Consider the following 20,508-nt stretch of genomic DNA (forward strand, 5'->3'; position numbering starts at 1 on the left):
CCGTTCGCTGTGCGGCGCTCGTGTTGTGGGTGGTTGTGCCCGCCCGGGGGGGGGCCCCGCGCCGCCCCCCGGCGGCCCCACGGCCGGGGCCCCGTCAACTCCCTTGCGGGAGCGGCCTCAGGCGTGGAGCGCCAGGCCGAAGGCGGTGACGAGCACCTTCAGCGAGTACCGGTTCTCGGCGCCGTCCAGTCCGGTCGGGTTGACCGAGTAGACCACGGTGCGGCCCAGGTCCCGGGTGGCGAACACCCCGCTGGTGTAGCCGGGGCGCGAGCCCGTCTTGCCCCAGATCACGACCCCGTTCTGCTCCAGGCGTTCCAGGCCCATGCTCATGCAGGCCTTGTTGCCCGGGCAGTGGGTGCTGTCCGCGGCGACCGGCACGTCCGGGACGGTGAACAGCTTCTCCTGCTGCGCCGGGGGCAGCAGCCGGCCGCGGAAGAGGGCGGTCATGAAGCGCTCGAGGTCCGGGGCGCTGGAGATCATGCCGCCCTCCGCCCAGGGCCAGGGGCTCTGCTCGGTGACGTCCGCCCGGTACGTGCCGCCGTCCGGGTCCGGGACGGTCAGGTACGGGTGGCTGGCGGGGTGGTGCAGACGCGGGTCGTCCGCGTCCGGCAGCGAGGTGTCGTGCAGGCCGAGCGGACGGATGATGCGCTCGCGCAGCTCGTGGGCGTAGCTGTGCCCGGTGACCTGCTCGACGAGCAGACCGGCGACGAAGGTGTTCATCCCGTTGTACTGCTGCTGGGTGCCCGGGTCGAAGGCCATCTTCTGGCCGGCCATGGTGGCGACGATCTCCTCCGGGGTGTACCCGTCGCTCCCGTGGTCGGCGAACCACGCGGTGGTGCCGTCGCCCCAGAACGCGTTGGACCCACCCGGCAGGCCGCTGGTGTGGTCGAGCAGCTGGCCGACCTTGACCGGCGGGAACCCCTCGGGCAGGACGTCCGGGAGGTACTGCTGGACGGTGCCGTCCAGGTCGATCCGCCCCTCGGCGGCGAGCTGGAGGACGACGGTGGCGGTGAAGACCTTCGAGATCGAGCCGATCCGGAACCGGCCCCCGGTGTCCACGTCATCCCCCGACGTGGCGTCCAGGCTGCCGCCGGAGCCGGTGACGCGGACGAAGGCCGCCGACACGTCGGCCGCCGGGCGCGCGTCGAGCGCCTTGCGGACGGCCGCCGCGTCCAGCGGCGCCAGCGGCGCGGCGCTCGCCGAAGCGCCGCTGGGGACGGCGGCCGGCTGCGCCGCCAGCGCGGGGGTGCCCGCGCCGACCGTCAGGGCGGCCGTGAGCGCACCGGCGGCGGCGAGGACGGCCCAACGGGTGCGGTTGGCGTAGGGGTTCACGGGTGATGCAACTCCAGACTGATCGTCAGTGGAGCCGACTGTTCTTCGGCTCGGCGACGAGTCTGCCGACTCCGACCCCTCAAGATCAATAAGGGTCCCGACCCGCGACCCCTGATCTTTCGTCGGGGTCGACCCCGAGGAGCAGCCGACAGGGCGTACGAACAGCCCTTCCTCTGCCGGTGCCCGAGGCCACTGCTACGCTCCCGCGCAGTTCGGAAGCGAAGATCGAGAAGGCGGGCACGAATGCAGGACGGCAGCGAAGCGGACGACCTCGGGACCGAGCCGGAGAACCCGGGTACGGAAATCGAAACGGGCGTGAACGCCGTAATAGGTGTGAACCCGGCACGGCGGCGCAAGGTCGCCCTCGGGATGGCGGCCGGCATCTGCGCGCTCGCGGCGCTGGGCGGCGGCGCACTGCTCCTGACCGGACCGGACTCCGCCGCCTCGACACCGGCCTCCGACGCGTCACCCACTGCCTCCCCGAGTCCGTCCGCCTCCCCGACCCCCTCCGCCTCCCCGACCACGACCGAATCCCCGGCCACCGACGCGGCAACCGGGACACCGGCCGCGCCGAGCGCTACGGCCACCCGGGAGACGCCGGCCGCACCGGACACTCCGGAGCCGTCCGCGAAGAAGCCCGCACCGCCCGCTCCCGCAGCCCCGCCCGCACCGGCGGCCCCGACGTCGGCCCCGCGCCCGAAGAGCAGCGCACCCAAGCCCCCGGCCGCGGAGCCGCCGGCCGACCACCCGGCGCCCGGCGCCCCGCCCGGATGGACGATCCCCCCGCGCCCGGAGCCGACCCTGCCGACGCCGCCCAAGTCCTGCCCGCCCGGCTACCTCGCCTCCTGGGACGGCTGCCACAAGCTCCCGCCCGCGATCGTGATCCCCCCGGCGACCATCCCGCCCGGCGCGCCGTTCACCCCCTCGACCTCCTGAGCCGAGCCCCAGGTCAAGGAATCGTCAACCGATCACCAAGAAAAGACAGTTGGCCGTCAACCCCGGTCACCCTGACGGACGTCTCTGGTTTACTGTCCGGTAACCTGCGGCCGGGAACCGCGTTCATCTGTTCCCTTTAGCGTCTTGGCCGCCGCCGGAGAGCGACTGCTCGCCCCGCGCGACCCCACTCGTTGACGACATGTTCGAGGATCACAGCATGCACGCAGTCCCCACCCGCAACCGGTGGCTCCGGTACGGCGCCGGCCTCGTCGGGGCCATGTCCCTCACCGCCCTCGGCGGCACCCCGGCGGCCTTCGCCGCGGAGGACCCGCAGACGGCCACGCCGATCAAGCACGTCGTGGTGATATTCCAGGAGAACGTCTCCTTCGACCACTACTTCGGCACCTACCCGAACGCGGCCAACACCGCCGACGACAAGGTGAAGTTCACCGCCAAGCCGGACACCCCGAAGGTGGACGGCCTCGGGGACGACCTGCTGCACCACAACCCGAACGCGATGAACCCGAAGCGCCTGACCCCCACGCAGGCCGTCACCTGCGACCAGGACCACACGTACAAGGACGAGCAGCTCGCCGTCGACGGCGGCAAGATGGACAAGTTCGTCGAGCACACGAACGTCGAGAGCTGCAAGGCCCCGATGTTCACCCAGCCCGGCCTGGTCATGGACTACTACGACGGCAACACCGTCACCGGGTACTGGAACTACGCCCAGCGCTTCGCGATGAGCGACAACTCCTTCGGTACCAACTACGGCCCGTCCACCCCCGGCGCGATCAACCTGGTCTCGGGCCAGACGCACGGCGGCTACGCGGTCGACCCGAAGACCGGCCAGAAGACGACCGACGCCTACGCGGTCGCCTCCCCGGACGCGAACGGCGTCGGCACCGTCATCAACGACCCCGACCCGGGCTACGACGAGTGCTCCAGCACCGCGCACAACCAGCTGGTCATGACCGGCAAGAACATCGGCGACCTGCTCAACGACAAGGGCGTCAGCTGGGGCTGGTTCCAGGGCGGCTTCAAGCCGACCGCCTCCAAGGACGGCAAGGCCGTCTGCGGCGCCTCCCACAACAACATCGTGGGCGCGTCGCAGACCGACTACAACCCGCACCACGAGCCGTTCCAGTACTACAAGTCCACCGCGAACCCGAGCCACCTGGCTCCGAAGACCGTGGACGAGATCGGCCACAACGGCCAGGCCAACCACCAGTACGACCTGACCGACTTCGACGCGGCCCTCCAGCACGGCAACCTGCCCGCCGTCTCCTACCTCAAGGCCGCCAACTACCAGGACGGCCACGCCGGCTACTCCGACCCGCTGGACGAGCAGCAGTTCGTCGTCGACACGGTCAACAAGCTGCAGAAGTCCAAGGACTGGGCCTCCACCGCCGTCGTCATCGCCTACGACGACTCGGACGGCTGGTACGACCACAAGTTCGTCGAGCCCGTGAACGGCTCGCGCGACGCCGTCAACGACAGCCTGAGCGGCACCGGCCAGTGCGGCAAGGACGCCGGCGCCGGCGGCTACGCCGACCGCTGCGGCTACGGCCCGCGCCTGCCGCTGCTGGTGCTGTCCCCGTACTCGAAGTCCAACTTCGTGGACCACACCCAGACCGACCAGACCTCGGTCCTGCGCTTCGTCGAGGACAACTGGAAGACCGGCCGCGTCGGCGACTCCTCCTTCGACGAGCGCGCCGGCTCCATCGAGGGCATGTTCGACTTCAAGAACGCCCAGTCGGCGACCCTGATCCTCGACCCGGCCACCGGCCAGCCCGCCGGCGCCACCACCCCGACCGGCCAGCCGACCGACGGCTCCTCCACCGCCGCCGGCACGCCGTCCACCGGCACGGGCGGCACCACGGCCGCGGGCACCTCCGCCGCGACCCCGACCGCCGGGGCCACGACGAGCGGCCCGGCCCTCGCCGCCACCGGCTCCTCCAACACCATGCCGATCGCGGCCGCCGCCGCGGCCCTCGTGGCGCTCGGCGCCGGCGCGGTGGTCTTCGCCCGCCGCAAGCGCGGTCGCCGCGCCTGATCCCCGCACCGTCCTGACACCGCCGGGCCCTCCCAGGGCCCGGCGGTGTCGTGCGTCCGGGGCCAGGGAGGGCCCCCGGTCTCAGGCCCCGGCCCCTCGGTCCCCGGAACCGTCAGACCCCGGAACCGTCAGACCCCGGCCGCCCGCAGCAGCACGCGGGCGGCCTCCTTCGCCTCGGCGGCGGGGGTGGCGTCACCGCGGATGGCGGCGGCGGTGATGGCGCCCTCGGCGAGGAGGGCCAGGTGGGCGGCGGTGGCGGGCGGCGCGCCGGCGGCCGCGGCGAGGCCGGCGAGGTAGGCGGCGAACTCGTCCTTGTGGTGCCGCGCGGCGGCGGCCACCACCGGTGCCGTGGCGCCCAGTTCGCCGAAGGCGTTGACGAACGCGCAGCCCCGGAAGGCCGGTTGGGCGAACCAGTCGGCCAACCAGTCGAAGACCGCCAGGACGTGCCCGCCCGGATCGGCGGTGGCCGCGGCCACGTGGGCGGCGAGCTCGTCGCGCCAGCGCTCGTCGCGGCGCAGCAGGTAGGCCTCGACCAGGTCCCCCTTGGACGGGAAGTACTGGTAGAGGCGGCGCAGGGTGACGCCGGAGGCGGTCCGCACGGCGTCCATGCCGACGGCCTGGATGCCCTGGCCGTAGAACAGTTCCTCGGCCGCGTCGAGGATGCCGGTGCGCGTGGCGTCGTGGTCCATCTGCCGTGCCCTTTGCGTGAGAACGTTGGTTCTCCTAGAGTAGCCGAGGAGGCGAGAACGGTCGTTCTCGCCGCGCCGGAACCGCGCCCGCGAGCGCGCCCCAGGAGGTCACGCATGTCCGCACAGCGCCCGCCCCTGCCCCCGTTCACCACGGAGACCGCCCACGAGAAGGTCCGCGCCGCCGAGGACGGCTGGAACACCCGCGACCCGCAGCGCGTCGCCCTCGCCTACACGCCCGGCAGCCGCTGGCGCAACCGCGCCGAGTTCGTCACCGGCCGCGAGGAGATCGCCGCATTCCTCACCCGCAAGTGGGCGCACGAGCACGAGTACCGCCTGATCAAGGAGCTGTGGGCGCACGACGGCCACCGCATCGCCGTCCGCTTCGCCTACGAGTGGCGCGACGACTCCGGCCAGTGGCACCGCTCGTACGGCAACGAGAACTGGGAGTTCGACGACGACGGCCTCATGGCCCACCGCCACGCCTCCATCAACGACCTGCCGATCGCCGCGGACGAGCGCCTGTTCCACTGGCCCCTGGGCCGCCGACCCGACGGCCACCCGGGCCTGACCGACCTCGGCCTCTGACGCCCCGACGGCCCGGGGGGGACGGCGGGACGGGGCCGTAGCCTGGGCGCATGGAGAAGATCGTCACGTACCTGGAGATGACCGACCCCGCCGAGTTGCGCCCGTCCCCGCCGGTCGCCGGGCTGGCCCTCACCCCCGCCGACGGCGCGTCACCCACGGTGCAGGCCGTCCAGGCGCGCGTCGGGGCGCCGCACGGCTGGCGCAGCACCGCCCGCACCGCCGAGGACTGGGCGGCCCACCTCGCCGAGCACCCGCGCCGCCAGTACTGGCTGCTCACCCACGACGGCGAGCCCGCCGGCGTCGCCAACCTGGAGCCGCACCCGGGCGGCGACGTCGAGGTCACCACCTTCGGCCTCGTCCCCGAGCACGTCGGCCGCGGCCTCGGCGGCTACGCGCTGACGCTCGCCCTGCGCCAGGCCTGGGCCACCGAGCCGCTCGGCGCGCAGAGCGTCCGCCGGGTCTGGCTGCACACCGACAGCAACGACCACCCGAACGCCCTGCGCAACTACGAGAAGCGCGGGCTGCGCCCGTACGAGGTCAGGACCGAGGAGGTCAGGACCGAGCGCGCATGAACCGCAGGGCCCGGATCAGTCGAACAGGTCCGGGTCCGAGACGGTGATCTGGTCCCACAGCGGGCGGGCCTGGAACCAGCCGGCCAGCGAGCTGCCGATCTGCTCGCGGGTGCGCAGCGCGGTCTCGCGGTCGATCAGCCTGGGCGTGCCGGCGGCCATCGCGAGCAGCTGCGCCTGGCAGGAGCGCTCCATGGTGACGAACCACCAGACTGCCTCGGCGACGGACTGCCCGACCGTCAGCAGGCCGTGGTTCTGCAGGATGACGGCCTTGTGCGGGCCGAGGGCCGCGCCGATCCGCTTGCCCTCCTCCAGCTCGTTGACCACGCCCCGGTAGTCGCTGTAGACGGCGTGGTCCTCGAAGAAGGCGCAGGCGTCCTGGGTGATCGGGTCGAGCGGGATGCCGAGGCTGGAGAAGGCCTTGCCGTGCAGCGAGTGGGAGTGCGCGGCGGCGATCGCATCGGGCCGGGCGGCGTGCACCTGGGAGTGGATGACGAACGCGGCCTTGTTGACCGGGCGGCTGCCGTGCAGCAGGTTGCCCTCGTGGTCGACCAGGATCAGGTCGGAGGCCTTGATCTGGCCGAAGGCCATGCCGAACGGGTTGACCCAGAACCACTGCGGGTTCTCCGGGTCGCGCACGGTGATGTGGCCCGCGACGCCCTCGGAGAACCCGAACCGGCCGAACAGCCGGAAGCCGGCCGCGAGTTGCTCCTTGCGGTACTGGCGCTCGGCCTCGACGGAGTCGAAGGTCGGCGGCAGCGGGAAGGTGACGCCCTGCGGCATCGGGCCGACGACGGCGGCGAGGGAGTCGGGGAGCGGGGTGGTCATGGCGTCCTCCCGGAGTGGGGGTGCGAGTGCCTTCCCCCGGGATGATACGAGCATGTATCCGATACGTCGATGCATCGGATGCCTCGACTTACGGAGGCTCCCTCAGCCGGACGCCTCCGTCACGGCGCCCAGGATCGTCCCGAGGAACCGGCGCTCCAGCTCGCCGGGCGGCAGCACGTCGGGCTCGACGTAGCTCTGCGCCAGGCCGCCCTCGCGGATCGCGATCAGCAGCCGGGCCAGCTCCTCGGCATCCACGGTGAGGCGCAGGCCGAACCGCTCCAGCTGGGCGGTCAGACCCCGGGCGAGCTCCGCCCGCAGCCGCGCGTCGTGCCGGGCGAGCACCCAGCCGGCCTGCGGGTCGCGGATCGCGAGGAGGGTGAACTCGGTGCTCACGAGGTACCAGTCCCGCTCGGCCGGGTCGATCCGGGCGATCCGCCCGGCGAACTCGGCGAGGGTGGACTCCCCGGCGGGCAGCGCGTCCGCCAGGTCGGCCAGGCGGTCGAGGATCTCCTGGCTGTGCTGGTCGAACAGGGCGAGGAAGAGCTCCTCCTTGCTGCCGAAGTTCGAGTAGAACGCGCCCCGGGTGTAGCCGGCCCGGGTGCAGACCTGCTCGATCGTCGCGGCCTGGAACCCGTGCTCGGCGAAGACCGCGAGCGCCGCCTCCAGCAGCGCGGCTCGGGTCACGGGGCGGCGCTTGGTGGTGCACTTGGGCATCGGACCTCCGGGGGTGGATCGGATGCACGAGTGTATCGATCACGGTGCCGCCTCGGCCGGCCTCGCCCGGCCTCGCCGGGGGCCGACCCGGTCGGCTTCGCCCGGCCCGCCGAGGGCCGGTGCGGGAGAAGTCCCGCACCGGCCCGGGAGGGTCAGGCAGCGGTGCCGGTGGAGCGGCGGCGGCCGAGCAGGAGGCCCGCGGCCACGCCGAGGGCCCCCAGGACGACGCCCGCGATGCCGATCGCGCGGGCGGTGGAGTCGCTGGTGCTCGCCTTCGCCGCCACCGGGGCCGCCGGAGCCGTCGGGGCGGCGGCAGGAGCCGGTGCGGCCGTGGCATCCCCGGCGGTCGTCGCGCTCGCCGCGCTCGCCGCGGTCAGCTTGAGGACCGGCGCCGGGTTCTTCGGCTCGGGCTGCCCCTCCTGCGGCTCCTCGATCCAGCGGACGATGTTCCCGTCGCCGTAGGTCTGGAGCGCCTTGAAGACGACCTTGTCCGTGCCCTCGGGCAGCGCGCCGAGGTCGACGGTGAAGTCCTGGTAGTGACCGGGGGCGATCTGGCCGCCGGTCCAGACGATCTGCGACACCACGTCGGTGATGTCGCCGTCGTCGGTGTGGATCGGCGTCGCGAGCTTGGTGGTCTGGATCCGGTCGGTCCAGCCCGCCACCGGCGCGACCAGGGCGGACGGGATCGGGTGGTCGACCGGGAAGTCGATCTCGACCTTCACCGTGCTGTTCTTGTCGTCCTCGTTCGGCACGCGGAACGCGAAGGTCTGGTCGGTCGCGTTCTTCGGCACGCTGGACGGCTGCACGGTGACGTGCGCGGACGCGGCGGTGGCGCCGGCCAGCACGGCCGTGGCGGCCAGGGCGGAGGCGGCGGCGAGGCGGATCGCGGAGGAGGCTCTCATGGGTGGTGTCTTCTCCAGGGAAGGCATGGGTGTGGTCAGGGGCGGGCGGACGGCCGCGACGGGACGGTCCCGTCAGACGGCCGCGCCCAGCGGCGGACCGCGCCTGATCACCACGTGCCGGAGCGGCGCCGACCGCACCGGACCCCACCAGTCGTATGCCGGCACCCGACGCACGGCGCCCGCCCGCGACCGGCCGCCGAGCCCGTCGCTCAGGGCCTCGAACAGGGCCAGCACGCCGCGGAGTTGATCCGCGCAGGCCCGCACGGCGGCCGAGGCGGTGCCGGCCGCGAGCCGGACCAGCGACCAGACGGCCGCCTCGCCGCGCCGCAGCCACCAGCCGGCGACGACGGTCGCGGCCAGGTGCGCCGCGAGCATGGCCGGGCTGAGGCCGAGGAGCGTCGCGTGGCACCAGAAGGCGACGTGCGTCGCCGCGACGGCGGTGTGCGGGACCGCCCCGCCGCCGCCCGTCACGGCGTGGGCCATCGCCACGCCGGAGCGCCCGCCCATCCCTGACATCCCAGGCATGCCGGGCATATCGGCCATGGTGTCCGCTTCGCCCCTCGCCGGGACCGTGCGCGAGGCCTGGGCAGCGTGGAAGAGGACGTGCAAGCCCCCTTGTGCGCCTGCCAGGCCCCCGATGATCGCCCGCGCCGAGCGTTCCCGTCGCGCGCCGAAAGCCGCCGCGGCGCCGGACAGCACCCACCCGAGGAACAGCGCGCCCGGCGGGACCGGGCTCCCGGAGGCGAAGACGTGCCCGGCCGCGGCCAGCACGACGCAGACCGTCGCGAAGGGCAGGGCCCTCAGTGCGCGAAGGTCGAGCGCGGCGGCGCGAACCTGTGACGGCAGCGCCTCGGGTCGGGAGGCAGCCATGGCCGGGACATCATGCCACCCCCGACCGAGCGCCGGGCCGGTTCCCCCGAACCCCGCACATCACCGCGAGAACGTACGGGTTCCGGCGGCCTCCGCAGCGGGCCGCGGGCCCCGGCGGATGCGGCGGATGCGGTTGGCGTGCACCGTGGATACGTACAGCCCGCCCGAGCGGCGACCGTCCGTGCACCCGCGGATCCCCATCGGTCACCGGGCGTGCCGTCGACGATCGAAGGAGGCGCCATGCCCAGCAGGAGGATCCCCCGCAGAGGTCCGGTCCTGACCGCCGTCGCCCTCGCCGCCCTCCCGGCCATCGCGCTGGTCGCCCCCGGGCAGGCGGTGGCGTCCGCTCCCCCGCCGGCGGCGACGGCCGCCGCGGCACCGGTCGGGTTCGTGAACCTGCCGAGCAGCCCGCTGCCGGCCGACCGCACGCCGCACCGGATCACCGTGACCTACCGCAACCCCTCCTCCGCGGACCGCACCGTGGCCCCGCAGATCCTCGTCGAGTCGCCCGACAAGGGCCCCTTCCTCGTCACGTCCGACGTCAGGCTCGAACTGCTCGGTTCCGACGGGCGGTGGCGGACCGTGCAGCTCGGGAGCCAGACCGGCACGCTGTTCACCGGCCTCACCACCGCGAAGATCGTCCTGCACGGCCACCACACGCTCACCGAGCACTACCGGCTCACGGTGCTCGCGCCCGCCCACGGCACGGTCGAGCCGCGGATCGCGCTGTACTCCTGAGCCCACGACGCCCGAGCCCACGACGCCCGAGCCCACGACGCCTCAACCCACGACGCCTGAGCCCACAGCGCCTGAGCCCACGCCCGCACGGTCAGGCGTGCTCCCTGAGGAAGGCCCCCGCGTGGGCCGCGGCCACCTCCGCGCTCACGTGGTGCACCCCGTCCTCCCCCGCGCCGAGGACACCGTCGGCCCCCGTGGCCGTCCAGCCCCAGCCGCCGCCCGGCGCCTGGACCAACCTCGCCGTCCCGCCGAAGAGTTCGAGCGTGCCCGCCTCCTGCGCCGGACGCTGGACGGCGTCCGGCCACTTCTTCCGCGCGCCCTGCCGGGTGATGCCCCACACGGCACCGAGCTGCTCGTAACTCGCCCCGTACGAACCGGCGGTGCCGGCCGCCGTCGCCGTCAGCTGCTTCACCGCGCCGTCCACCACCTTCCAGGCGGCGAGGACGGACAGCGCCACCTCCGCCGGGTCCGCGTCCCACATGCGCTCCTGCGCGAGCCCGCTCTGCCGGGCGCGGATGGCCGCGGCCAGCGGGTCCAGGGCCTCGCAGAGAGCCTTGTCGAGTGCCGCCTGTTCTTCCCGGGTGATCTCAGGCATCATCATGTGACAACCATAGTTTACGAAGTCGGTTCGCGGTAACAAAAGTTACCGAGATGAGGGGGGGTTCGTTCATGGGTGTCGTCTTCGACCCGGAACTGCACGCCGCGCTGGCGGCCGTCGGCACGCCGGAGCCGCTCACGCCGGCCGGGCTCGCGGCCTGGCAGGCCCGGGACGCCGCCTCCCGGCCCCGGCCGACGGCCGAACGGCTGCGGGACGGCGGCCGGTTCGAGGTCGCGGAGCTGCGGGCGCCGGTCGCGTGGGACGGCAGCGAGGTCCGGCTGGTGACGGCCCGGCCCGCCGGGCTCGACGGGCCGCTGCCCGTCCTGTACTACCTGCACGGCGGCGGGATGATCTCCGGCAACGCGTGGTCCGTCCTGCCCCGCCTACTGCGCGAGACGGCCGAACCGCTCGGGCTCGCCATCGTCTCCGTCGACTACCGGCTGGCACCCGGCGCGCAGTACCCGGCCGCCGTCGAGGACTGCTACGCCGGGCTCCTCCACACCACCGAACTCGCCGATGAGCTGGGCCTCGACGCGAAGCGCGTCGTCCTCGGCGGCAAGAGCGCGGGCGGCGGGCTCGCCGCGGCCCTCGCCCTGCTGACGCGCGACCGCGGCGGGCCGGCGCCGATCGGCCAACTGCTCCTCAGCCCGATGCTCGACGACCGCGGCGACACGCACTCCAGCCACCAGCTGGCCGGCCGTGACACCTGGGACCGCACCTCCAACGCCACCGCCTGGCAGGCCGTGCTCGGCGAGCGGTACGGCTCCGCCGACCTGCCGCCCTACGCCGCCCCCGCCCGCGCGACCGACCTCGCCGGACTGCCCCCGGCCTACGTCGAGGTCGGGTCGGCCGAGACCTTCCGGGACGAGGCCGTGGCCTACGCCGACGCGATCTGGCGGGCCGGCGGCGCGGCCGAACTCCACGTCTGGCCGGGGGCGTTCCACGGCTTCGACACCCTCGCGCCGCACGCGGCCCTCAGCCGGGACGCCCTCGACGCCCGCACCCGCTGGCTGCGGCGGATCCTCGGGCGGTGAACGCGGGCGGTGAACGCGGGCGGTGAACGCGGGCCGGCCGGGTCCCGGGTCAGGGGTGGGCGCCGTCGCCGTACACGCCGCCGGCGGCGTCCGTCAGGCTCGCCATCAACTCCGCGTGCCAGAGGTTCATGTAGTCCAGCCGGCGCCACCGCGGATTGTGGTCCGGGTGGTCGCGGAAGCGGTCGGCCGTCCGGCACAGCCGCGCCCACCAGATCGACACGTCCTGGCGCAGCCGCTGGGTCTCGCCCGGCTCCTCCGTCCGCTCCTCCTCCAGGACGACCTCCCAGGCGACCAGGAGGTCCGCGAGCTGGATGCAGTCGGCCGAGGTGATCTGCTCCAGGCGCTCGGCGGCGAAATGGGCGTCACTGCCGTCGGGCTGCGCGGCGACGATCTCGCGCAGTCTGGCGGCCAGGAACGTCCGCAGCGGGTCGATGTCCTCGACGTGCAGGTCGTCGGAGAACTCCAGCAGTTCGGCGGGCTTGCGGGCGGCGGTCATCGCGGTCTCCCCTCCCGGTCCGGACAGACGGGCGGACGTGGCGGGCCGTCACGCTCCGCCGCGTTCCGACAAGGACGATAGCGCGGAGTTCCCCGCCGGTGGGGCTGTTCCACGGCTGTGACACGTCGTCGACGCGGCGCGGACCTGCGGCTGCGAGGCTCCTACCTGTAAGCGAGCAACGCACGAGGGGGACCTGGAAGATGTCCGTTCGCACCACAGTCCGCAACCGGTTCGGCACCGTCGCCGCGATAGCCCTGATGACCACCGCCGGCACCGTCCTGGTCTCCGCCTGCGGTCCCAACGACACGGGCAACGGCCCCGAGCCGACCGCCGCCCCCGGCACGGCCGCGCCGGGCAAGAGCGGCGGCGCGGGCGGTTCGACGGGCGGTTCCGGCGGCACGGGCAGCACCGGCAGCACGGGCGGCGCCAAGGAGGTCAACGGCACCAGCGCGGCCAACCACCTCACCATCAGCACGGGCACCCAGACCGTCGTGATGAACGGCACCACCGTCGACTTCGGCACCGTCGTCCGCGACCTCGCGTGGTCCCCCGACGGCAAGCACGCCGCGTTCGTCAACGGCAACGGCGACCTCGTCACCGCCAACCCGGACGGCAGCAACAAGGTCGTCCTCGCCAAGAACCCGGGCGGCGAGACCTGGTCCCACCCGAGCTGGCAGCACGCCGAGAAGAGCGACGCCGTCTCGGACAGCCCGGGGTTCCTGGAGCGCTTCGCCAACATCGTGTTCTCCTCGGCCAAGGGCGGCGTCCTGACCCTGGAGACGGTCCCCGTCAAGGGCGGCACCGCCCCCAAGGCGGTCACGCCCGCCATCTCCGACGGCGGCGGCCCCGGCGTCACGCAGCCGCCCGCGACCGGCAACACCTGGTCGAACGCCGGCGGCAAGCGCGGCGAGGTCGCGTACGCCAACACGCCCAACGGCGAGGTCTACATCTACGACGACTACATCCGGGCCAACACCCGCGACATGGGCAAGGGCTCGCAGCCGGCCCTCTCCCCCGACGGCGAGCAGGTCGTCTTCGTCCGCTCCGTGAACGGGCACGACCACCTGTTCTCGAAGAACACCGAGAACCAGGGCAAGGAGAAGGACCTCACCCCGTCCGCCACCACGGACTACACCGAGCCCGCGTGGTCCCCGGACGGGAAGACCATCGCCGTCCGCACCCCGGACGGGATCAGCACCCTCCCGGCCGACGGCTCGGCCGCCCCGGCCCCCGTCTCGACGTTCAAGGGCCTGCCGGCCTTCCGGCCGTGATCTCCCGCCTCAACCCCGAGAGCTGCGCGCCAACTCGGCGCGCAGCTCGGCCAGGTGCTCCTCCGCGTTCTCGTGCGGGAGGTACTCGACCACGTCGAGGAAGCGGAACAGCACCCGGGACGCGGTGACGCCGTACTCGTAGTCCCCGTACCCGACCACCGCACCCGTACCACCGCGCACGGCGCCCCGGACGACGGCCGACGTCAGCCCGTCCGGGGCGCCGTCCGCCGTGGTGCGCCGACGGGCGTTGGGCCGGGCCAGGTACGGGCAGACCATCGAGGCGTACAGCATGCACGCCCGGTGTCCCGGCCCCTCCATCGTCGGCGCGAGGTTCCGGTACGGCCGCCCGTCCGCCAGCGCCTCGGCGATCGCCGCGCTCTCCGCAGCGCCGACCACCCGCCACACCGGCCCCTGCGGCATCAGCTCGTCGCACACCGAACACCGCCGCTCCAGCGCACAGTTCGCACTCCGCCCGTAGTCGGTCAGCGCGAACTGCGGCTCACCCCCCTCCCAGGGAGTGATCGCCGGCACGGGATACCCACGCACATCACGGGGCCGGCCCTCGACGGCCGGCGGCATCGGAACGGAATCGAAGCGCACGCGCCATGCTTACCACGGCCCTCACTTCACGGCGAAGCCCGGACGGTGACCGGGACGGGGTCCGGCACCGCGTGGTGCCGGACCTCGTCGTCGGACGGCGTGCGGGGTGGGTCAGTTCCAGATGCCGGAGATGTCGGTGCCGTTGGCCGCGTTGCCCGCGTGGGTGGTCAGGCCGGCCAGGTCCTCCAGGGTGCGCAGGACGTCGTAGTGGTTGTAGGTGGTGGCGGTGGTGCTGCCGGCGGCCACGTGGGCGCCGGAGACGACGGTGGGGATGCGGTTGCCGGCCAGGCGGTTGTCCTCGTCGAAGGTGACGAGGAGCAGGCTGTTGTGGCTCGCGGCCCAGGTGGCGTAGGCGCCGAGGTTGGTCTTGAGCCAGGTGTCGCCGGTCTTGACCGAGCAGTCGTGCATGTCGCTGCACAGGTTCGGCACGACGAAGGACACCTTCGGCAGGGTGGTGTAGTCGGTCGGGAACTGGCTGAAGGTGCGGGCCGAGTTCAGCGCGACGTTGCCGAAGCCGAACCACGGGTTGTGCTTCTGCGCGTAGGTGCCGCTGCTGCACACCGTGCTGCCCTGGGCGGGCAGCGACTCGTTGTAGCTGCCCCAGGTCTTCCCGGCGGCGGTGAGCTCGGAGGCGAGGTTCGGGGCCTGCAGGCCGCCGACGTTCACGCAGCTGTCGTCGGTGATGCCCTGTGTCGAGCCGGAGAACAGCGCGTAGTAGTTCGGCTGGCTCGGGTGCGTGATCGCGTACGACTGGGTGAGCGTCGCGCCGCCCTTGGCCAGGGAGTTGATGTACGGCGCGCTGCTGCTGCCGATGACCTGGCTGTAGGCGTGGTTCTCCATGACGACCACGATCACGTGGTCGGGGGCGGGCAGCGCGGCGGCCTGCGCGGCGGGGGCGGTGGCGGCCCACAGGCCGGCGGAGGCGGCCACGAGGGCGGTCGCCGAGGCGACGGCGGTCGCGGTGCGGCGGGAACGCGGGCGGGTGCGCGGGCGGGGCTGGACGGGCTCAGGCATGACGAGTCCTCACGGGGGATGGGAACGGTCCGGTGGGACGCCGCCCGGCGACGGTTCGCCGGGCGGCCTCCCGGGTGTTCTGCGTGGGGCAGGCGGTACCTGGTGCGGATTCCGCCGGATGCGGCGGTCGGCCGTGGCTGGTGCCGGACGTGGCTGGTTCCGGACGTGGCTGGTTCCGGACGTGCCTAGTAGGGCTGGCCGTTGGCGAAGTCGGTGGCGAAGGTCGACTCGATCGTGCTCAGCACGCCGGAGTCGGTGGTGATCAGGCCGAGCTCGCGGTTGTTGTTCAGCGAGTTGTCGGAGAAGTTCTCCGAGCCGGCGAACACCTTGGCCGTCGACGTGCCGTAGTCGGCGACGATCGCCTTCGCGTGGATGTACAGGCCCGTGGTGGACGAGTACGTGACGATCCTGCCGCCCGCCGTCGTCACCTCGTCGAAGTAGCTGCCGTAGGAGTCGGGGTTCATGCCGACGACGCGCACGGTGACGCCGCGGCTCGCGGCGGCGGCGACGGCGTCCACCAGGGCCTGGTCGCCGAACTCCAGCTCCTGGACGTCGAGGGAGGTCTGCGCGCCGTTGATCAGCGCGAGCAGGCGGTCCTGCGAGTCGGTGGGCGACCAGACCAGGTTGTCGCCGTCCGAGGGGGTGATCGAGGTCTTCGCGTAGTCCGCGGCGAAGACCTGCTCGATCGCGGCGACGTCGTTCGCGTCGGAGTCGAAGACGCCGTAGTCGCGGCTGGACGAGTAGTAGGTGGCGTCCAGGTTGCCGGTCAGGATCAGGGACTTGGCGCCGTCCACGGTGACGGTCTTCTGGTGGGTGTAGACGTACGCCGAGGAGGAGTACGTCACGCCGACGCCCGCGGCCTTGAGCGCGGAGTACGCGGCGCCGTTGACCGAGGTGTGCTTGGCGTCCAGGATCACCCGCACCTTGACGCCCGCCTGCTTGCGGCCGATCAGGGCGTTCACCGCGGCGGTGTCGCGCAGCTCGTACATCGTCACGTCGACGGACTTGGTCGCCGAGTTGATGAAGTCGTCGACCAGGCTGTGGTTCTGGTCCGGGAACACCACGGCCGAGTAGGCGCCGGCCACGGCGTCGGCCCGGGCGGCGCCGGCGATCGGCACCACGGCGGCGGCGGACAGCAGGACGGCGCAGGCGCGGCGGGCGATGCGGGACAGGGGCATGCTGACTCCACGTCGGTGAGGTGGGGGCTGTGGGGACACACGGGCGTGCAGGAGGTGCGCACAGGCGTGCTGAAGGCGCGCACGGGCGTGCTCGACGTGCGCACGGGGGTGCTTGAGGTGTGCCGAACAAGCATGCGGCTCATCGGTTTACGCGGGTAGATCCCAGCAGGTAAAGCCTTGGCCGCCGTTCGGGAAACGGATTGTGGAGTCGATCGCGTTCACCGATCGCTCACATTGCGGCGATGGCCCCGGACGGAGATAGTGGATCTTCGAACCGCGCGGACCGACGCCGCGTCAGCCGAACGAGAAACCGAGGAACATGGCGAAGATCAGGCTCCTGCGTCCCCTGGCCGTGGCCGCCGCCGGTGTCGTCCTGATGGCGACCGGCGCCGCCCACGCCGCCGCCGACCAGGGCACCCCGAGCGCGCCCGCACCCGACACCGCCGCGGTGCTCGCCGCGCTGCAGACCACGATGAAGGCCGGCGCGCCCGGCGCGTTCGCCGTCGTCCACGACCACGACGACCCGTCGCTCGACCAGACGCTGACGGTCGGCAAGGCCGACCTCGACGGCACCCCGATGAAGGCCGACTGGCGCTTCCGGGTCGGCAGCAACAGCAAGATGTTCGCGTCCGTCCTGGTCATGCAGCTCGCCGAGCAGGGCCTCATCGACCTCGACAAGCCCCTGCGCGACTACCTCCCGGCCGGCACCCTGCCCGACGGCTGGACCATGACGGGCCGCCAGGTCATGGAGCACCGCGCCGGGATCTACGACCACACCAACGACCTCCTCGAACAGTCCGGCGAGGAGACCACCGCCGCGTTCGAGGCCCGCATCCGCACCAACGTCTACGCCCCGCGCGACCTCGTCGCGATGTCCGTCAAGCACGGCGTCCAGTACGCGCCGGGCACCAAGTACTCGTACTCCAACACCGACTTCGTGCTCATGGGCCTCGCCGTCGAGAACCTCACCGGCCGCCCCTACGCCGACGTCCTCCAGGAGCGCATCCTCGACCCGCTGGAGCTGCGCGACACCTCCTTCGTCGTCCCCGACCCGAAGATCCGCGGCGCCCACGTCACCGGCTACCTCACCAACGACGACCGCACCAAGCCGCTGCTCGACTCCACCGAGCAGACCGGCTCCTGGGTCTGGGCCGCGGGCGCGGTCACCTCCTCCGCCCGGGACCTCGACACCTTCCTCACCGCCCTCATGGCCGGCAGCTCCGGCGGACTCGTCTCCGACGACTCGCTCAAGCAGATGGAGGCCGCGATCCCGACCCCGACCGCGAAGATCTCCTACGGCCTCGGACTGCGCCGCATCTCGCTCAGCTGCGGCGACGTGTACGGGCACGGCGGGATCGTCCAGGGCTACCAGACCCAGTCGTTCACCACGCCGGACGGCCACCGCACGGTCGTCGTGTTCGCCAACGCCTCCAACAACGGCTCGGTGACGCAGGGCCTGATGGGCGCGCTGGAGCCGGCGTTCTGCGGGAAGAAGCCGGCCGCCGCCGCGCCGCGGGCCAACGTCCGCTCGGCGGTGCCGAACGGCGCCGGCGTCCGGGACTACACCATTCCGGCGGTCGAGGACAGCCGGATCTGAGGCCGGCCGTGCGCCGACGGGCGCGGCGCCTCGGCCCAAGCCGGTCGGTGACGGGCTCCGCGCCTCAGCCCCCGGCGGCCGCCGTGCCCGTCCGGCGGCGGCCCTGGCGGCCGTCCGCGCTGAGGTCCGTGAGCGCCTCGGTGAGGAGTTCGCGGGCCTCGTCGGCGCGGCCCTGCTCGATCAGGGCCGTGCCGAGCTCGGTCAGCGTCTTCGTCATGCTGTCCGGGCGGCCGATCGCCTCGTAGTGGGTGAGCGCCTGGCGGTAGGCCTTCTCGGCGGCCGGCCACTGCTTCAGCGCCGCGCGGTCGAGACCCAGTTCGTACGCCGTCATCGCCGACAGGAAGTGCATCAGCGGCGACTCCCAGCGCTCCACCAGTTCCAGCGCGCCCGCCAGCGCCAGCCGGCGGGACTCCACCGCCTCCTCCGCGCGGCCCGACTCGCGCAGGCAGGTGGCGGCGCCGCGCAGCGTGACCAGCCGTCCGATCCGGGCCGCCCGGTTGTCCACGGACGCGAAGGCCTCGGCCGCCCGGTGGTAGCTGTCGGTGGCCTCCTGGTGCCGGTGCAGCCTGCGCAGGCCGCTGCCGAGGTAGGTCAGCGCCCAGCCCTCCTGCTCGCGGTCGCCGAGCTCACGGGCCAGTTCCAGGCCCTCGCCGGCCAGTTCGACGCCGCGCTGGTAGCGGTGCAGGCAGGTGACGTTCGTCCAGGCCAGGTAGTTCACGTGGACGGTCTCGGCGTGCCGGTCGCCGAGGGCGCGCGCGGAGTCGACGGACAGCTGGAAGACCTCGCCCCAGATGTCCCAGCTCAGCAGCCGGTCCGAGAACCAGTGCATCGCCTCGGCGGTGTCCACCACCGCACGGTGCCCACCCGCCCCGGCCGCCCGGTACATGGCCGCCAGCCACTCCGGGGACTCCTCCTCGAGCCAGCGCGTCGCGTCCGCGGTCGTCACCGGCGCCGTCGCCGGATCGGGATCGCCGAGCGCCTCCTCGCCGGTGCTGTCCGGGACGAACCGCAGGCCCGCCGCCGAGGCGCGCGCCAGCAGCAGCCCGGCCGCGGCCAGTTCGGCGGCCCGTACCTCTTCGGGGCTCTCGTCGGTCGTCAGCCGCTCCCCCGCGTAGAGCCGGACGAGGTCGTGCAGGCGGTACCGCTCCGGGGTGGCGAGCTGGACCAGCCCGGCGTCCGTCAGCTCCTCCAGACAGCGCTCGGTGCGCACCGCGGACAGCCCGGCGTACATCGCGGCGACCGGCGCGGTGAAGTCCGGCCCTGCGGTCAACGCGCAGCGGCGCAGCACCAGTTGGGCCTCGGCCGGCAGCCGGCGGTAGGACAGGGCGAAGGCCGGGCGGACGGCGAGGTCCCCCGTCTCCAGCAGGTCCAGCCGGTTCTCCTCCGCGGCGAGCTGCCGCACCAGGCGGCTCACCGGCAGTTGCTCGCGCGCCACCAGGCGCTGGCCGGCGATCCGCAGGGCGAGCGGCAGGTAGCCGCACAGGCGGGCGAGTTCGGCCACCGCGTCCGGTTCGGCGGCGATCCGCTCCCGGCCGGCGATCCTGGCGAGCAGCGCGGCCGCCTCGGTGGGCGCGAGGGCGTCCAGGCGCAGACGGTGCACCGACTCCAGGCCGGGCAGGGCGTTGCGGCTGGTGACGATCGTCACGGCCGGGCCCGAGCCGGGCAGCAGCGGGCGGACCTGTGCCTCGTCGGCGGCGTTGTCCAGGACGAGGACGAGCCGGCGCTCGCGCACCAGGGCCCGGAACAGTCCGGCCCGCTCCTCCGTGCCGGCCGGGACGGCGCCGTCCTCGACGCCCAGCGCGCGCAGGACCTGGCCGAGCGCGTCGCGGGCGGGCAGCGGGGTGGGGGCCATGCCGGCGAGGTCGAGCGAGAGCTGGCCGTCGGGGAACCGGTCGGCCAGGGAGTGGGCGGCGTGCAGCGCGAAGGCGGTCTTGCCCAGGCCCGGCTGGCCGCTGACCAGGAGCACCCGGGGGTGGGCCGGGTCGTCCTCCCGGACCAGCTCGTCCAGGCGGGCGAGGACGTCCTCGCGGGCGGTGAAGTCGGCGATGTCCCGGGGGAGGGCGAGGGCGCCGGGGAGCACGGGGACGGCAGGGACGGCGGGGTTGGCGGGCGCGGCCGGGGCGGCGGGGGCGTTCTCGGGGGTCGCTGACGCCTGATCGGCCGCGGCGGCTTTCGGCGCCCTGGGGCCGGCCTGCGCGGGGACCGTCGCGCGGGTGCCGCGCGGGCGTCCCGACTGGGCGGCCCGCTCCAGGGTCAGCGTGTCCGCCGCGTCGAGGCCCAGCGTCGAGGCCAGCGCCCGTACGGTACGGCGCTGCGGCCCGCGCGTACGGCCGCGTTCCATGTCGCCGAGGGCCCGCAGGCTCACGCCGGAACGTTCCGCCAGTTCCTCCTGCGTCAGCCCCGCCCGCACCCGGTACCCGGCCAGCAGTCCGGAGAACTCCACGCCCCCGGCGACCGCGTCGCCCATCGACCCCACCCCTGACCCTGCCGGTACTTCTGCC

General features: G+C 73.4%; 20 protein-coding genes. 8 read left to right on the plus strand and 12 right to left on the minus strand.

Annotated elements, in window-relative coordinates; all coding sequences use genetic code 11:
* Positions 1-117 precede the first annotated feature (117 nt).
* Positions 118-1,332: a serine hydrolase domain-containing protein gene (locus tag ACFXDE_RS38115; protein WP_380498927.1), complete on the minus strand. Its 1,215-nt coding sequence runs from the start codon at positions 1,330-1,332 to the stop codon at positions 118-120.
* Between the two features lie 243 nt (positions 1,333-1,575).
* On the opposite strand from ACFXDE_RS38115, the gene ACFXDE_RS38120 reads away from it, so the two are divergent.
* Together ACFXDE_RS38120 and ACFXDE_RS38125 are read left to right on the plus strand one after the other, a co-directional pair.
* Positions 1,576-2,268, plus strand: a complete 693-nt coding sequence (locus tag ACFXDE_RS38120) for a hypothetical protein (RefSeq protein WP_380498929.1) — start codon at positions 1,576-1,578, stop codon at positions 2,266-2,268.
* A gap of 217 nt (positions 2,269-2,485) precedes the next feature.
* Positions 2,486-4,324: a phospholipase C gene (locus ACFXDE_RS38125; RefSeq protein WP_380498930.1), complete on the plus strand. Its 1,839-nt coding sequence runs from the start codon at positions 2,486-2,488 to the stop codon at positions 4,322-4,324.
* A 128-nt stretch (positions 4,325-4,452) separates the two neighbouring features.
* Here ACFXDE_RS38125 and ACFXDE_RS38130 read toward each other — a convergent pair whose 3' ends face one another.
* Positions 4,453-5,013, minus strand: coding sequence for a TetR/AcrR family transcriptional regulator (locus tag ACFXDE_RS38130; protein ID WP_380498931.1), 561 nt, complete (start codon positions 5,011-5,013; stop codon positions 4,453-4,455).
* A gap of 114 nt (positions 5,014-5,127) precedes the next feature.
* Here ACFXDE_RS38130 and ACFXDE_RS38135 point away from each other — a divergent pair, with 114 nt between their 5' ends.
* Complete coding sequence (locus ACFXDE_RS38135) at positions 5,128-5,598, plus strand: DUF1348 family protein (protein WP_380498932.1); 471 nt, start codon at positions 5,128-5,130, stop codon at positions 5,596-5,598.
* A gap of 50 nt (positions 5,599-5,648) precedes the next feature.
* Positions 5,649-6,170 carry a GNAT family N-acetyltransferase gene (locus ACFXDE_RS38140; protein ID WP_380498933.1) on the plus strand — a complete coding sequence of 174 codons (522 nt, stop codon included), beginning with the start codon at positions 5,649-5,651 and terminating at the stop codon, positions 6,168-6,170.
* 15 nt (positions 6,171-6,185) lie between these two features.
* Here the strand turns inward: ACFXDE_RS38140 and ACFXDE_RS38145 are convergent, their stop codons facing one another.
* The 4 genes from ACFXDE_RS38145 to ACFXDE_RS38160 all read right to left on the minus strand — a co-directional run bounded on the left by ACFXDE_RS38145 (position 6,186) and on the right by ACFXDE_RS38160 (position 9,481).
* Positions 6,186-6,995: a class II aldolase/adducin family protein gene (locus ACFXDE_RS38145; RefSeq protein ID WP_380444953.1), complete on the minus strand. Its 810-nt coding sequence runs from the start codon at positions 6,993-6,995 to the stop codon at positions 6,186-6,188.
* A 102-nt stretch (positions 6,996-7,097) separates the two neighbouring features.
* Positions 7,098-7,709, minus strand: a complete 612-nt coding sequence (locus ACFXDE_RS38150) for a TetR/AcrR family transcriptional regulator (protein WP_380498935.1) — start codon at positions 7,707-7,709, stop codon at positions 7,098-7,100.
* A gap of 152 nt (positions 7,710-7,861) precedes the next feature.
* Positions 7,862-8,611 carry a YcnI family protein gene (locus ACFXDE_RS38155; protein ID WP_380498936.1) on the minus strand — a complete coding sequence of 250 codons (750 nt, stop codon included), beginning with the start codon at positions 8,609-8,611 and terminating at the stop codon, positions 7,862-7,864.
* 72 nt (positions 8,612-8,683) lie between these two features.
* Positions 8,684-9,481 (minus strand): hypothetical protein, encoded by a 798-nt coding sequence (locus ACFXDE_RS38160; protein ID WP_380498937.1) that lies wholly within the window; start codon positions 9,479-9,481, stop codon positions 8,684-8,686.
* A gap of 240 nt (positions 9,482-9,721) precedes the next feature.
* Here ACFXDE_RS38160 and ACFXDE_RS38165 point away from each other — a divergent pair, with 240 nt between their 5' ends.
* Positions 9,722-10,219, plus strand: a complete 498-nt coding sequence (locus ACFXDE_RS38165) for a signal peptide protein (RefSeq protein ID WP_380498938.1) — start codon at positions 9,722-9,724, stop codon at positions 10,217-10,219.
* Positions 10,220-10,310: 91 nt separating this feature from the next.
* On the opposite strand, the gene ACFXDE_RS38170 is transcribed toward ACFXDE_RS38165, so the two are convergent.
* Complete coding sequence (locus ACFXDE_RS38170; protein ID WP_380498939.1) at positions 10,311-10,820, minus strand: hypothetical protein; 510 nt, start codon at positions 10,818-10,820, stop codon at positions 10,311-10,313.
* Positions 10,821-10,870: 50 nt separating this feature from the next.
* On the opposite strand from ACFXDE_RS38170, the gene ACFXDE_RS38175 reads away from it, so the two are divergent.
* Positions 10,871-11,851, plus strand: a complete 981-nt coding sequence (locus tag ACFXDE_RS38175; protein ID WP_380498940.1) for an alpha/beta hydrolase — start codon at positions 10,871-10,873, stop codon at positions 11,849-11,851.
* A 49-nt stretch (positions 11,852-11,900) separates the two neighbouring features.
* On the opposite strand, the gene ACFXDE_RS38180 is transcribed toward ACFXDE_RS38175, so the two are convergent.
* Positions 11,901-12,347 carry a hypothetical protein gene (locus tag ACFXDE_RS38180; protein WP_380498941.1) on the minus strand — a complete coding sequence of 149 codons (447 nt, stop codon included), beginning with the start codon at positions 12,345-12,347 and terminating at the stop codon, positions 11,901-11,903.
* Between the two features lie 200 nt (positions 12,348-12,547).
* Here ACFXDE_RS38180 and ACFXDE_RS38185 point away from each other — a divergent pair, with 200 nt between their 5' ends.
* A complete protein-coding gene (locus ACFXDE_RS38185) occupies positions 12,548-13,618 on the plus strand; it encodes a TolB family protein (protein ID WP_380498942.1) in 1,071 nt (356 codons plus the stop codon).
* 9 nt (positions 13,619-13,627) lie between these two features.
* Here ACFXDE_RS38185 and ACFXDE_RS38190 read toward each other — a convergent pair whose 3' ends face one another.
* The 3 genes from ACFXDE_RS38190 to ACFXDE_RS38200 form a co-directional block, all read right to left on the minus strand.
* Positions 13,628-14,149, minus strand: coding sequence for a hypothetical protein (locus tag ACFXDE_RS38190; protein ID WP_380498943.1), 522 nt, complete (start codon positions 14,147-14,149; stop codon positions 13,628-13,630).
* A gap of 180 nt (positions 14,150-14,329) precedes the next feature.
* Positions 14,330-15,232: an alkaline phosphatase family protein gene (locus ACFXDE_RS38195; protein ID WP_380498944.1), complete on the minus strand. Its 903-nt coding sequence runs from the start codon at positions 15,230-15,232 to the stop codon at positions 14,330-14,332.
* A 185-nt stretch (positions 15,233-15,417) separates the two neighbouring features.
* Positions 15,418-16,410, minus strand: a complete 993-nt coding sequence (locus ACFXDE_RS38200; protein ID WP_380498945.1) for a phosphatidylserine/phosphatidylglycerophosphate/cardiolipin synthase family protein — start codon at positions 16,408-16,410, stop codon at positions 15,418-15,420.
* A gap of 319 nt (positions 16,411-16,729) precedes the next feature.
* On the opposite strand from ACFXDE_RS38200, the gene ACFXDE_RS38205 reads away from it, so the two are divergent.
* Positions 16,730-18,007, plus strand: coding sequence for a serine hydrolase domain-containing protein (locus ACFXDE_RS38205; RefSeq protein ID WP_380498946.1), 1,278 nt, complete (start codon positions 16,730-16,732; stop codon positions 18,005-18,007).
* Positions 18,008-18,071: 64 nt separating this feature from the next.
* Here the strand turns inward: ACFXDE_RS38205 and ACFXDE_RS38210 are convergent, their stop codons facing one another.
* Positions 18,072-20,474 carry an ATP-binding protein gene (locus ACFXDE_RS38210; protein ID WP_380498947.1) on the minus strand — a complete coding sequence of 801 codons (2,403 nt, stop codon included), beginning with the start codon at positions 20,472-20,474 and terminating at the stop codon, positions 18,072-18,074.
* Between the last annotated feature and the right edge of the window lie 34 nt (positions 20,475-20,508).

It is taken from the genome of Kitasatospora sp. NPDC059408, from assembly GCF_042751525.1.
Classification (GTDB): domain Bacteria; phylum Actinomycetota; class Actinomycetes; order Streptomycetales; family Streptomycetaceae; genus Kitasatospora.